This is a genomic window from Nocardiopsis gilva YIM 90087 (assembly GCF_002263495.1).
GTDB classification, from domain to species: Bacteria; Actinomycetota; Actinomycetes; order Streptosporangiales; family Streptosporangiaceae; genus Nocardiopsis_C; species Nocardiopsis_C gilva.
In genome coordinates this window covers 2970752-2984028 of the sequence record NZ_CP022753.1, presented here as the reverse complement: position 1 = coordinate 2984028, position 13277 = coordinate 2970752, and the positions used below count along the sequence as shown (strand labels likewise).

Annotated in this window: 13 protein-coding genes; 9 read left to right on the top strand and 4 right to left on the bottom strand. The window is 72.7% G+C overall.

All coding sequences use genetic code 11. The features are described from left to right. The first annotated feature begins 233 nt into the window (after positions 1-233). Positions 234-1016, top strand: a complete 783-nt coding sequence (gene ppgK / locus CDO52_RS13700) for a polyphosphate--glucose phosphotransferase (RefSeq protein ID WP_017616663.1) — start codon at positions 234-236, stop codon at positions 1014-1016. Between the two features lie 62 nt (positions 1017-1078). Here the strand turns inward: ppgK and CDO52_RS28150 are convergent, their stop codons facing one another. After that, positions 1079-1447 (bottom strand): hypothetical protein, encoded by a 369-nt coding sequence (locus CDO52_RS28150; protein WP_017616664.1) that lies wholly within the window; start codon positions 1445-1447, stop codon positions 1079-1081. Positions 1448-1610: 163 nt separating this feature from the next. Here CDO52_RS28150 and CDO52_RS13690 point away from each other — a divergent pair, with 163 nt between their 5' ends. Beyond that, positions 1611-2879 (top strand): helix-turn-helix domain-containing protein, encoded by a 1269-nt coding sequence (locus CDO52_RS13690; protein WP_094932424.1) that lies wholly within the window; start codon positions 1611-1613, stop codon positions 2877-2879. Between the two features lie 147 nt (positions 2880-3026). Beyond that, complete coding sequence (locus tag CDO52_RS13685) at positions 3027-3500, top strand: hypothetical protein (RefSeq protein ID WP_026125398.1); 474 nt, start codon at positions 3027-3029, stop codon at positions 3498-3500. 41 nt (positions 3501-3541) lie between these two features. On the opposite strand, the gene CDO52_RS13680 is transcribed toward CDO52_RS13685, so the two are convergent. Then, on the bottom strand, positions 3542-4705 hold the full coding sequence (locus tag CDO52_RS13680) for a site-2 protease family protein (protein ID WP_094932828.1): 1164 nt from the start codon (positions 4703-4705) through the stop codon (positions 3542-3544). Between the two features lie 75 nt (positions 4706-4780). On the opposite strand from CDO52_RS13680, the gene CDO52_RS13675 reads away from it, so the two are divergent. The 6 genes from CDO52_RS13675 to CDO52_RS13650 all read left to right on the top strand — a co-directional run bounded on the left by CDO52_RS13675 (position 4781) and on the right by CDO52_RS13650 (position 10851). Next, positions 4781-5623 carry a RecB family exonuclease gene (locus tag CDO52_RS13675; protein WP_026125400.1) on the top strand — a complete coding sequence of 281 codons (843 nt, stop codon included), beginning with the start codon at positions 4781-4783 and terminating at the stop codon, positions 5621-5623. Between the two features lie 174 nt (positions 5624-5797). Beyond that, the gene (locus CDO52_RS13670; RefSeq protein ID WP_232524455.1) at positions 5798-7039 is read left to right on the top strand and encodes a sensor histidine kinase; all 1242 of its coding nucleotides are present in this window, start codon (positions 5798-5800) and stop codon (positions 7037-7039) included. Positions 7040-7086: 47 nt separating this feature from the next. Then, entirely contained in the window at positions 7087-7770 is a 684-nt protein-coding gene (locus tag CDO52_RS13665; RefSeq protein WP_026125401.1) for a response regulator, read from the top strand. A gap of 364 nt (positions 7771-8134) precedes the next feature. Then, positions 8135-9562, top strand: a complete 1428-nt coding sequence (locus tag CDO52_RS13660; RefSeq protein WP_094932423.1) for a threonine/serine exporter family protein — start codon at positions 8135-8137, stop codon at positions 9560-9562. Between the two features lie 78 nt (positions 9563-9640). Further along, positions 9641-10369, top strand: a complete 729-nt coding sequence (locus CDO52_RS13655) for an endonuclease V (RefSeq protein ID WP_094932422.1) — start codon at positions 9641-9643, stop codon at positions 10367-10369. A 284-nt stretch (positions 10370-10653) separates the two neighbouring features. Then, positions 10654-10851: a DUF5999 family protein gene (locus tag CDO52_RS13650; protein WP_017616674.1), complete on the top strand. Its 198-nt coding sequence runs from the start codon at positions 10654-10656 to the stop codon at positions 10849-10851. Between the two features lie 141 nt (positions 10852-10992). Here the strand turns inward: CDO52_RS13650 and CDO52_RS13645 are convergent, their stop codons facing one another. Together CDO52_RS13645 and CDO52_RS13640 are read right to left on the bottom strand one after the other, a co-directional pair. Continuing rightward, positions 10993-11598 carry an alpha/beta hydrolase family protein gene (locus CDO52_RS13645; RefSeq protein WP_017616675.1) on the bottom strand — a complete coding sequence of 202 codons (606 nt, stop codon included), beginning with the start codon at positions 11596-11598 and terminating at the stop codon, positions 10993-10995. Between the two features lie 58 nt (positions 11599-11656). After that, positions 11657-12901, bottom strand: coding sequence for a tetratricopeptide repeat protein (locus CDO52_RS13640; protein ID WP_017616676.1), 1245 nt, complete (start codon positions 12899-12901; stop codon positions 11657-11659). Positions 12902-13277: the final 376 nt, after the last annotated feature.

Genomic DNA, 13277 nt, shown 5'->3' with positions numbered 1-13277 from the left:
GGGCGGCCGACGGCCCCGTGCCGTTCGGGGTTGGGCGCGCTTCGGGCCGGGAGGGGATCAGGGGGAGGCAGGGGGATCGGCCGGGCGAAAACCGGGGAAGAATGGCATCTGGGCCGCACGGCCGCCCGAGCACACCGGCCGCGGGGGGACAGGGCCGCTGTCCCAGGGCATCACGCCGATGCGGGCACTACAGCACAGGACGCGCAGGCGCACGGAAGAAAGGGCGGTAGACGATGAAGGGCCACGCGCCCCGGGTCGGACTGGGGATCGACATCGGCGGGAGCGGCATCAAGGGCGCCCCCGTCGATCTGGACTCCGGGACGTTCGTGGTGGACCGGGTGAAGGTCGCCACGCCGCAGCCCGCGACGCGCGAGGCCGTGGCCAAGGTCCTCGCCGAGATCGCCGCGTCGTTCCCCGAGCAGGTGAGCGCGGACTGCCCGTTGGGCGTGACCTTCCCGGCGGTGGTCCAGCACGGGGTGGCCTACAGCGCGGCCAATGTGGACGACTCCTGGGTCGGCGCCAACCTGGAGCACGTGTTCTCAGAGGTGACCGGCCGCCGGGTGCACGTGCTCAACGACGCCGACGCCGCGGCCGTGGCCGAGCACCGCTACGGGGCGGCGCGCGATGCCGAGGGCGTCGTGCTGCTGACGACGCTGGGCACCGGGATCGGTACGGCACTCCTGGTGGACGGGCGGCTGGTGCCCAACACGGAGTTCGGGCACCTGGAGATCGACGGCCACGACGCCGAGAGCCGGGCGGCCTCCAGCGCGCGGGAGCGCGAGGACCTCTCCTATGAGGAGTGGGCGACCCAGCGCCTGCAGCGCTACTACTCGGTGGTGGAGGACCTGCTGTCGCCCGACCTGATCGTGGTGGGCGGCGGTGTCAGCCGCAAGGCCGACAGGTTCCTGCCGCTGCTGCACCTGCGCGCCCCCATCCTGGCCGCACGGCTGCGCAACACAGCGGGCATCGTCGGCGCCGCCGTGGCCGCGGCCGAGCGCTTCGGCGCCCCCTCCTGACCTCCGGGGACGGCGGGCGCGGCGATAGCCCGGGCGGTGGCCGCCCCGGCGGCGGAGAGCGCCTAACGACGAGCCGTGCGCAGGACCTGGACGATGCGACGGGCCGCCGCGGCGCTGTCGGCCGCCGGAGCGAGTGGAGCATGGTGGGGGGCCGAGGTAGAGGGGTCCCCGGCCCACCGCAGCCACCACCACAGACGTCCCCGGTGCGGGCGCAGCACAGCGCGCTGGATGCGGCGCGCGGGACCGTAGGCGATCGCGTCAACGGCCCCGATGACCCCGTCCATCCGCGCCTCCAGCCCGCAGGAGCGCAGTTCGACCGTGAGGCTGCTGAGCTCCCGGAGCCAGCCGGAGTCGACCGAACTTCTGCCATCGAAGCATGGGCCGCGTCCGGCCATGCCCGGTGTGCCCTGCGGAGGGGGCTCAGCGGTCATCGGCGCTCCACTCCAGACCTTGATCTCTCGATCCCCCGGGGACGTCCGTCTCACCACTGTGCACCGCCGCCGTCGGTCGCGATCCGGCCTATGCGTGCTGTGCATTGCCCCATTTCTCCTCCTCATAGCCCCAGCGGAGGGCCCACCGCCCTAATCTAGGCTCATGCCTCAGCGTGACGGCGCACTTTCGCCGGAGTTTTGGTCCCGCTCCTCGATCGCAGCCGCACTGGCAACGTGCGATATGGCGGTGATCGTCGAGGAGGTACGGCTCGCCCGCGGCTGGTCCCAAGGCGAGCTCGCCCGGATCGTGGGCTACTCGCAGAGCTGGGTCTCCCGTGTGGTCAACGGGCAGCAGTCGCTGACCGTCGACCAGGTCCGCGACATCGCGGAGCGGCTCGACGTCCCGATCCACCTGCTCCGGTTCGCGCGCGCCACCGCACCTGGGAGGGGGGCGGATCCGACGAGACGCAGAGACTTCGGCCGTGTTGTCGCCGCGGCGGCGGTGACACTGCCCGCTATGGCGGCCATCAGCATCGACATCGACGAGAACACCCCGGCCGCGCTCCGCGCGATCACCGGGGGCCAGCGGCGCCTCGACGCCTCGGCCCCGGCCCGCGATCTGGCGGGAGCGGCCGGTTCCCATCTGGACCTGATCAGCAGGACACTCGAGAGATCGGGCCGCACGCCCTACGCGCCGCAGATCGCCGCGGCGGCCAGCGAGTCGGCGGGGTTCACCGCCTGGCTGCACACCGACATGGGCGACTCCGGGTCGGCACGGCACCACTACCGCGCCGCGATCGCCTACGCGCGGCGGGCCGACGACAGCCTGCTGACCGCCTACATGGTGGGCAGCCTCGCGGCCTTCGAGATCGACGCCGGCGACCCCGAGCTGGGGTTGTCTCTGACCCGGGAGGCCGGGCGCCGCCTCGGTTCCGACGCCCACCCGACCGCTCGGGCGTGGTTGGCGTGCGTGCGGGCGCTGGGCCACTCCTCGCTCGGCGCGGCGGCGGCGACCTCGCGGGATATCGCCCTGGCGGAAGCCGGGGTGAACCGCCACGACAACGCCGACCCGCCGTGGCCGTGGGTGTTTGCCTTCGACCAGGCCAAGGTCGCCGGATACCGGGCGCTGGCGGGGGTGCGGCTGCGGCGGCCCCATGAGGCCCGCGCCGCCTTCAGCGAGGCCTTCGACGGCGCCCGGCCGGCCGGGAAGCAGGGGGCCGTACTCCAGGTGGAGCTGGCCTCGGCGCATGCCGACGCGGGCGATGTCGACGAGGCGTTCCGGCTGGCCACCGAGGCGCTGGGCACCGGAGTGCGGATGCACTCCGAGCGGGTGATCGGCCGGGTGCGGCGGTTCCGCCGCGCCTATCGGGGACCCCGGGCGCGCAGCGTGCGGGAGTTCGACGAGCGGCTGACCGGGATGCTGTCCGGCTAGCTCCGGTTTCTCCGGTACGCGGCCGTCCCGGGGCGGGTGGGCGGCCGATGACCCGGTACCCGATGCACAGGTTGAAGAACAAACCGTTGAAAGTCGGGTAGTTCCCTCAGCAAGGCATCGGCTTCTGGGGAGGGGAGCAGCATGACCTTGCGACGTATCGCCGTCACCGGCCACCGGGGACTGGCTCCTGAGGTGGAACGCGCCGTCGACACCGCGCTCCGCGCCCACCTCGCCCCCTTCGACGGCGAGATGGTGGGGTTGTCCTGCCTGGCCGACGGCGCCGACGCGCTCTTCGCCCGAGCTGTCGTGGACGCCGGGGCGCCCCTGGAGGTCGTCGTTCCGGCCGAGATATACCGGGAGGCGCTGCCCGCCCACCACCGGGCGGAGTACGACGCGCTGCTGCGGCGGGCGGTCCTGGTGCACCGGCTCCCCCACCTGGAGTCGACGCCGGAGGCGCACATGGACGCGGGACGGCACATGGTCGACCACTGCGACGAGCTCGTCGCGATCTGGGACGGAGCGCCGTCGCGCGGCGAGGGCGGCACCGCCGACATCGTGGGCTACGCCCACGACCAGGAGTGTCCGGTCGTGGTGATCTGGCCGGAGGGCGCGCGGCGCTGAGGAGGCGAGGAGGCGGCGTCGGCGGCCGCGGGTGCGGGGCCCTAGCGGCTGAACGCCGCCTCGACGTCGGTGACGCGCAGGACGCCGTAGACGCTGCCGTCCTGCTCGACCAGCAGGTAGTCGGGGACGGGGTGGCGGCGCAGCTCGCCCAGCAGGCCCTCCCCGGCCAGGTCGGCGCCGATGACCGAGCCGGAGGTGATGGCGCGCGCGACGCTGGAGACCGGCACCCAGGGGCGGCGGGCGTCGGGGACGGCCTGGGCGGCGTCCTCGTTCACGATCGAGGTGGGTGTGCCCGCGGTGTCGACCACGAGGATCGCCCCGGCGTCGGTCTCCGCCATGCGGCGCCGTGCCTCGGCTAGCGGCGTGTCAGCGGCCACGACGACGGGCCGGCGGGCCAGGAGCCGGGCGCTCAGCCGCGGTATGCGCTCGCGGATCCGCGCGGTGCGCAGCGACGACCCGGCGCCCATCCAGATGAAGGCGGCCAGCAGCACGCCCCACAGCACCGCGAAGACGCTCGGGGAGGTCTGCTGCCACCAGGCGAACAGGAACGGCAGGGTCACGACCACCGCGGCGAGCAGGCGGCCGCCCCAGGCCGCGACCACCGTCCCGGTGGTGGGTCGGCGGGTCACCTGCCACACGGCGGCGCGGACCAGCCGGCCGCCGTCCAAGGGCAGCCCCGGCAGCAGGTTGAACAGGCCGACGAGCAGGTTGGCGACCCACAGCTGCCACAGCAGCACGCCGGCGATGGTGAACGGGTCGACCAGGCCGTAGGCCATGAAGCCCAGTCCCGCCAGCACCAGGGAGAGCAGCGGCCCGGAGAACGCCACCCAGAACTCCTGGCGGGCGGTGGGCGCCTCCCGCTCGATCTCGGAGACGCCGCCGAGCATGTACAGCGTGATGCGCCGGACCGGCAGGCCGTAGAGGCGGGCCACCACCGAGTGCGCGAGCTCGTGGACCAGCACCGAGGCGTACAGCAGGACCGCGAAGACGAAGGCCACCACGTAGGAGAACGCCCCCAGCACCAGCGTCCGCTCGACCACCGGCTCGTAGAGCACGGTGATGATGACGGCGATGACGATCCATGACGGCGTCACGTACACGGGAATGCCGAAGGGCCGCCCCATGAGAAGTCCCGCGCGGCGGTCGACCGGGCGGGAGCCGTTCTCCGGCGGTGTGGGCGTTGTCGCGCTTCCGTGTTCCGTCACGCTGCCCAGGCTACCCAGGCCGACGCCGTGGAAGCGTGCCACGCGCCCAGGCGCGGCGTCATAGGCTGGTGGGCCATGGACTCCCCGCACCCCGCACCCATGGTCGCGGCGCTCTCCCCGTCACGCGCCGCCGATTTCCTGCAGTGCCCGCTGCTGTTCCGGTTCCGTGTCATCGACCGACTGCCGGAGAAGCCGAGCGCGGCGGCCCTGCGCGGCACCCTCGTCCACGCCGTGCTGGAGCGGCTCTTCGAGCTGCCCGCCGAGACCCGCACTCCGCGCACCGCGCTGTCGCTGGTGCGGCCGCAGTGGGAGCGGCTGCGCGAGCAGCGCCCGGAGAGCGAGGAGCTGTTCTCCTCCGAGGAGGAGCGCGAGGCGTGGCTGGAGGAGGCGCGCACCCTGCTGGGCCGCTACTTCGAGATGGAGCGGCCCGAGGCGCTGGAGCCCCGTGAGCGCGAGATGCGGTTGGAGGTGACCCTCGAATCGGGGCTGCGGCTGCGCGGGTACGTCGACCGCCTCGACGTGGCGCCCACCGGCCAGATCCGCGTCGTGGACTACAAGACCGGCAAGTCCCCCCGCCCGCGCTTCGAGGACAAGGCGAAGTTCCAGATCTTCTTCTACGCGGTGATGATCTGGCGCGAACTCGGCGAGATCCCCACCCGGCTGCAGCTGATGTACCTGGGCGACGGCGGGGTGCGCTGGTACGAGCCGACCAAGGACGAGCTGCTGGCGGCCGAAGCGGAGATCCTGTCCATCTGGCGGGAGATCGAGGCCACCGCGCGGTCGGGCCGGTGGGAGCCGCGGCGCAGCAAGCTGTGCGGCTGGTGCGACCACCAGGAGGTGTGCCCGGAGTTCGGCGGCACTCCCCCGCCCCTCCCGCTGGCCCCGCCGTCGGCCGCGCCCTCCGACCGGCCGGGGTAGTAGCACCGCGCCGCGGGGTGCGCCCCACTGCGCACTCCGGAGCCCCGCCGACGGTCCCACGCGGGTTTCGGCGAGGAGGCTGCGAAACATGAAGCGAGTTCATCCTGGCGTAGGAGGCGAAATCCCCCGGCCGGAGGTCGGTCCGCCCCTGGCCGCGCGTCTAGCGTGGAGGGCGTGACCAACCCGACGCCGCAGCGCCCCTCCCCCACATACCCGTGGGATCGCTGGCGTCAGGTGTCGCGTGCGCGCATCACCGACGTGCTCATCGTGCTGGTGCTGATCGCGCTCAACACGTCGCTGCTGCCGCTGGCGCTGGACGACCCCGAGATCGCCCACTACTGGCCGAACCGGGTCGGTGGGCTGGCTGCGGGCGCCGCGCTCGCGCTGGTCCTGCTGATACGCCGCTACCATCCGATGCTCGCGATGTCGGTCCTGATCCTCGGCGGGGTCGGAGCCGACAACGCCCAGATGTTCGTCTGGGGCTCGGCCACCCCCGGCATCGGCGTGGCCGTGTACTCGACCTCGCGCTATCTGGAGCTGCGCCGTGCCCTGTTCGGGCCCGTGCTCGGGGTGGTCCTGTACCTCGTGGCCCTCTGGCTCACCCCGATGGACTCGCTGACGATCCCGCTGTGGATCGACTTCGCCTTCTACCTGAGCTGCCTCGTGGCCGTCTGGTGGCTGGGGCGGCTGGTCCGCATGCGCGTCTACGACATGCGGGAGCTGAAGGCCCGGGCCGAGCGGCTGGAGCGGGCGCGCGACGCCCACACCCGCGCGGTCCTGGCCGAGGAGCGCTCGCGCATCGCCCGCGAGCTGCACGATGTCGTCGCCCACCACATCAGTGTGATGACCGTGCAGGCCACGGCCGGGCAGCGAATCATCGAGCGGTCCCCGGACCGGGCCCGCCAGGCGCTGCTCGACATCGAGGAGACCGGGCGGCTCGCGCTGTCGGAGATGCGTCGGATCGTGGGGGTGCTGCGGACCCCGCAGGACGAGGCCGACCGCTCGCCCCGGCCGGGTGTCGACGGCCTGCGGGACCTGGTCAGGCAGATGCGGGAGACCGGCATGGAGGTCGAGCTGCGCATCGACGGCGAGGTGCCGGACCTGGCCCCGGGCCTGGACCTCACCCTCTACCGGGTGGTGCAGGAGTCCCTGACCAACGTGCTCAAGCACGCCGGGGAGCAGGCGGCCGCGACCGTGACACTGGTCTTCGAGCGGCGGACCGTGACGGTGACGGTCGCCGACGACGGAACGGGGCCGGCGGCCGACCGGCGCACCGCCGACGAACCCGGCCACGGCCTGGTGGGGATGCGCGAACGGGTCGGCCTGTACGGCGGGGATCTGGACACCGGGCCGCGCCCCGACGGCGGTTTCGAGGTCCGGGCGCGGGTGCCCGTGGAGGCCGGATCCGGCCGTTGACCGGTCCCGGGGTCTCCAACACTCCGGTGATCGGGAACAATCTTCACATGCCCATCAGTGTCCTGCTCGTCGACGACCAGCCGCTCCTCCGCACCGGCTTCCGGCTCATCCTGGAATCCGAACCCGAGATCTCCGTCGTCGGCGAGGCCTCCGACGGCCACGAGGCGGTCGCCTCAACCAAGCGGCTCCTCCCGGACGTCGTGTTGATGGACATCCGCATGCCGGGCAAGGACGGCATCGACGCCACCCGCGAGATCCTGCACTGGTCGCACGACACCGGACGCGAGATCCGCGTCCTCGTTCTGACCACCTTCGACCTCGACGAGTACGTCGTCGAGGCGCTGCGGGCCGGGGCGAGCGGCTTTCTGCTCAAGGACGTGCCGCCGGACGAGCTGGTGGGGGCGATCCGCGTGGTCTCCGACGGCGCCGCGATCGTCGCCCCGACGATCACCCGGCGGCTGCTCGACCGCTTCGCCGACAAACTGCCCTCGACGCGGGAGCAGCCCACCCCGCGCCTGGACCACCTCACCGAGCGCGAACGCGAGGTGCTGCGGTTGCTCGCCCGGGGCCTGTCCAACGCGGAGATCGCGCGCCGCCTGGTCGTCAGCGAGACGACGGTGAAGACGCACGTAGGCAACGTCCTGACCAAGCTCGACCTGCGCGACCGGGTGCAGGCGGTGGTGCACGCCTACGAGACCGGCATCATCCGCCCAGGTGAGGGCGAGGATTGAGGGACAGGCGGTGGCACCGAACAGGTTGCGGCTCGGATAGGCTGTGGTTTTGGTCCCGCACCTGTTCACCTTCTTCACCTTCGTCGACTCCGTGTGACTCCTCACCGCGGCGCGACACCGCGACGACGCCCCCGCTTCCCGTCGAATCCATCCTGAGCTGCGACGATTGTCCGGAGCGACGCTCCGCGCGATCACCCGGCAGGGCGGTCCGCCATGACACCAGGTGACCGACGTCACCCGTCCTACGGTGGGATGTGCGGCCAACCATCACCGGAGACGCGGCGTCCCATCCGTGACCCCGGTCCCGCCGCCGCACCGACCCCGGCGGCACACTGCCCCGTTGAGGAGTAATCGAAGGTCCCCGATGGCCGAGAACCCGCAGAAGCCGACTTCGCTGAACGAGAACAACCTGCTGACCCGACTCCGGGACTGGCGTACGGCTCGCGAGCCGGAACTCCACGCCGACGGCCTCGACGACGACATCATCGAGCTGCCCGACCCGCGCGCCATCGACCTGGTGCTGCGCGTCGGCGAACTGCTGCTGGCCAGCGGCGAGAGCAACGAGGCGGTCAGCGAGTCCATGCTGAGCCTCTCCGTCGCCTTCGAGCTGCCGCGCACCGAGGTCTCGGTGACGTTCACCGCCATCACGATCTCCGCCCACCCCGGCGGGGACTACCCGCCGGTCACGGGCGAGCGGGTCGTCCGGCGGCGCACCCTCGACTACTTCCGGGTCAACGAACTGCACGCCCTCGTCCAGGACGCGGCTCTGGGGCAGGTAGAGCTGGAGGGGGCGATCGCACGGCTGCGCTCCATCAAGCGGAGCCGCCCGCCCTACCCCAACTGGCTGATCATCGTCGGCTTCGGGCTGATCGCCTCCAGCGCCAGCCTCATGGTCGGCGGCCAGTTCATCGTCGCCACGGCGGCGTTCCTCGCCACCGTGCTGGGCGACCGCACCTCCGCCTTCCTGGCCAAGCGCGGGGTGGCGGAGTTCTACCAGATGACCGCGGCGGCGGTGACGGCCTCGAGCATCGGCGTGGCCCTGCTGTGGGTCAGCACGGAGCTGGACCTGGGGCTGCACGCCGGCGCGATCATCACCGGTAACATCATGGCGCTCCTGCCGGGACGCCCCCTGGTCTCCAGCCTGCAGGACGGTATCAGCGGTGCCTACGTGTCCTCGGCGGCGCGGCTGCTGGAGACGTTCTTGATGCTCGGCGCGATCGTGTCCGGTGTCGGTGCCGTGGCCTACACGGCGGTCCGGCTGGGCGTCAACATGGACCTGGAGAACCTGCCCACCGCCGGCACCAGCATGGACCTCGTGGTGCTCATCGGCGCGGCCGGGATCGCGATGGCCTTCGCGGTGTCTCTGACGGTTCCCCCGCGCATGCTGCCCGTGATCGGCGCGATGGGCGTGCTGATCTGGGTGATCAACGCCGGACTGCGGTCGGTGACCGACGCGCCGCCCATCATCGGGACCGTGGCCGGGGCGGTGGTCATCGGGATCGTGGGGCACTGGCTGGCGCGACGCACCCGGCGGCCGGTGCTGTCCTATGTCGTCCCCTCCATCGCCCCACTGCTGCCGGGGAGCATCCTCTACCGCGGGCTGCTGCACATGACCCTGGGCGACGCGGTGCCCGGCCTGCTGGGCCTCGCCGAGGCGGTCGCGGTCGGCATGGCCCTGGGTGCCGGCGTCAACCTCGGTGGCGAGCTCGTCCGTGCCTTCTACCGCGGCGGGCTCGCGGGCGCCGGGCGGAGCAGCCGCCCGGCAGCCCGCCGGACCCGCGGCAGCTACTGAGGGACGAACCGGCACGGCCGCGTCGGCGGTGCGGACCGGTCAGGCGCGGCCTCCCATCGCTGCCGTTACGTTGGCTCCATGAACGCGAGCGCCACGAACAGCGAGCCGTCCCCCTCCACACCGGCACCCTCCCCGCCGTCCACGCTGTGGCCGCGCGCCGCCGAGCCGCCGTCGGTGGAAGAGGCGCGCGCTCTGCAGGACCGCCTGGCCCCGGAGGTCCGCGCCGAGCCGCTGGACGTGGAGCGCGTCGGGCTGGTCGCGGGGCTCGACGTCAGCTACACGGAAGGGCGCCTGGTGGCGGCCGCGGTGGTGCTGTCCGCGCGCACCCTGGAGGTCGTCGACTCCGCGACGGTGGCCTCCGAGCCGCGCTTCCCCTATGTTCCGGGGCTCTTCGCGTTCCGTGAGCTGCCGCCGCTGATCGACGCGATCGACCGGCTGGGCACCGCGCCGGACGTGTTCGTCTGCGACGGCTTCGGCCTGGCGCACCCGCGCCGGTTCGGCCTCGCCTGCCACCTCGGGGTGCTGCTGGACCGGCCGACACTGGGGGTCGGCAAGACGCCGTTCGTCGGCCGTGCCGAGCCCCCGGCACCGGAGCGCGGGGCGTGGTCGCCGCTGGTCGACGACGGCGAAGTGGTGGGGCGCGCGCTGCGCACCCGCACCGGGGTGAAGCCGGTCTACGTCTCCATCGGCCACCGCGTCGACCTCGACAGCGCGACCGAGCTGGTGTTGCGGATGGCGCCCAACTACCGCATACCCGAGCCGATCCGCCGCGCCGACCGGCTGTCCCGCGACCACCTCGGGGTGTGACCGCTCGCAGCGCTGACGGCGACGATTCGGGGCGCCATCGGCGGGGCGCACTGACGGTTGAGAACGCGGTGCCGCCGCGGGCCGACGAACCGACGGAGTACGACGCGGGCCGCAGGTCCGGGGTTCCCTCGAACCGGACGGTGGCCACACCTGGCCGTTTCCGCACCAACCTGGCATTTCGCGCATCACATCACACAGAAAGGGAGATGCTATGTGGTGTAGGCCACTAGAGTGCGATTGGTGCATCTCGCAGGAACACGAGACCAACGAACCGGAGGCACACGATGTGCCAGCACGTACCCGACTGCCCGGGCTTCGACGACGTCGACCGTGAAGCCGCGCGTGTGATCGCCAGCCACCCGGAACAGGGGTGGAGCCTACTGTGCAACGGCGTCGTCATTTTCGAGGACACCGGAGAGCTCCTGCCCAACGGCGGCGTAATCGATCCGCACCGGCCGACCGACGTACACGCGGCGGCCTGAGCCACCCCGCCGCCCGCCCCTCCTCTCCCTCCGGGCGGGACCGGCCCCGCGTCGGCGCGGGCGCAGCCCCGCGGCCACGCCACTGACAGCCACGTCAGTTCCACGACTCACCGCATGACCTGATGACGGGGGATCGCCCGTTCACGCCACGTGGCGGGCGACCCACTCCACCACGGCCCCCGCGACGGCCCCCGGGTCCTTGGCCAGATCGTGCCGCTCCCCGGGCCGGACCACCAGCGTCGTGGCATCGGCCGCGTCCGGGACACCGAACGGATCCCGTTCACCGTTGACCACGAGCGTGGGAACCCCCGCCGCGCGCAGCTCCGCCGCTCGCGACCGCTCCGGCTTGCCCGGCGGATGCAGGGGAAACGCCAGCGCCACCACGGCCGCCGCCCCCAGCTCCGCGGCCGTTCGGCAGGCCACCCGGGCGCCGTTGCTCCGGCCGCTGAGCACCACCGGGACGCCGGCGAACTCCGGCCGCGCGACGATGGACTCCACCACGGCCCGCCACGCCTCGTCCTGCGGTTCCGTCTTCGCGCCGGGCATCTTCCGCCCGGCCACGCGGTAGGACTGCGTGACCCGGGCGACGGCGGCGCCCTGTTTCAGCGCGGCGTCGCACACCGCCGCGATATCGGGCGCGTCCACACCGCCACCGGCGCCGTGCGTGATGACGAGCAGGTAGCGGGGGCGCCCGTCCGGCTGGTCCAGGTCCACCCGGGCGGGTCCCCGGGGCGTATCGATCTCCATCAGGCCTTCGTCGGTCGGGTCGGTGGCATCGGTCGTCGCGGTCTCGCCGGGACGGACGCTACTCCTCGTGGTCCGGCCAGCCCGCCGGGAGCACGTCGGCGTCGGAGCCGGTGGCCAGGCGCAGCCGTTCCGCGAAGTCGTCGTGGAGCGACCGCCCCCACACGTAGGCGCCGGGCGAGCGGACCGCCTCCTGAAGAGTCTGCCGCAGCGCCGTCGCCCGCGTCTCGTCTCCCACGAGGGGCAGGGCGAGGCGGCTGTACATCTGGTCGAAGGCGGAGAACAGCTCGCCGGTGAGCACCGGCAGGCTGCCCTGGGCGACAGCCGCCTCCAGGTACGGATCCCACCACGCGACGGCCTCCTCCGCCGGGCCGTCGCCCGCGCCTGTTCCCGTCGCCCCGCCCGCCGCGGCCGCGTCCTCGTCGGCCGGACCGTCAGCGTTGGGTGCCGCAAAGCCCCGCCGCAGCCGCGAGCGCACATCCGCGGCGGTCGCGGTGTCACTGTGCGTCAGCCCCAGCTCCCACGTCCGATCGGCGCCGTCGGCATCGCCGCGCACGGCGAGCAGGCGGGCCAGAAGTTCGACGGAGGCCGCGGCGGTCGCCGGCTCCACGGTCCGCGCGCCTTCCGGATCGCTCCGGGAGGCGTCGACAACGGCGCCGAACTCGCCGATCGCGCGCTCCACGTAGACCGCGCCGAGCAGAAGGCGCAGCCCAGGGTGCTCGTCCGCTTCCAACCCCCGCTGGACGACCTCGGCCGCGGCGTCCACCTCGCCCCGCGCGAGCAGCCGCTCGGCGTAGTCGTGGGCCGCCCGCGCGGCAAGCCCGGTGTCCGGCCCCTCCAGGACCTGCCCCCAGTGGGCGACGGCGGCCGCCGCATCACCCCGCTCTTCGGCGAGCCGGGCGAGCCCGTAGTGGGCCGCGGGGGTGTAGCGGTCGTTCCCGGCGTCGAGCACCTCGCGCCACGCCCCCTCCGCCTGCTGGACGACGCCGTCCTCCTCGTAGGACAGCGCGAGGTGGTAGCCGGCACGCGGGGCGTACTCGGGATGACCGGTGTCCATCGCGATCCGGTCGGCCTCGCGGGCGGCACCGATGTCACCCATGTCGTGCCGGACCACCGCGAGCCCGAGCGCGGCCCGCGCACGATGGCGCCGCGATCCGCCCTCCAGCACCCGCGCGTACACCTGGGCGGCACGCTTGAGGTGGCCACTTTCGGCCAGATCTCGTGCCTGATCGCAGAGGTTCCCGAATTCCGTCTCCGGTGGCTCGTCGGCGGCGGCGAATGCAGAGGTTCTGGACGTCGCGGTCATGAGGCGTCGCTTTCCGCACGAGGGGACGTGGCCCTCGGACCGCCGAAGCCGCAGTCGATTCGGGCCGTGTTCCTCGGAGACTAACGTGTGCGCGCGGGTCTGCGGACGAATCGAGGCCGGATATTGGTCACGGGACTGAGGAACCCGCGCGTTTACGACGTAGATTCGTAGTTGGTGACCCCATAGGGTTCGGCCTGATGTCCGGAAATCGTTCGCCGGTATGCGATCACTGCGGACCAACCCGCCGCTGACGCGAGCCCCACGCGGGGCGTGCCCTGGCCGGGTGGCGGGGCGCGGGTGGGGTCTGCTGGACGGCCTTGTCTGCGGTTGGCTGATCCGGTGTTCTGGGGTGAAAAGCGGCACCGAGGGCGGGAGC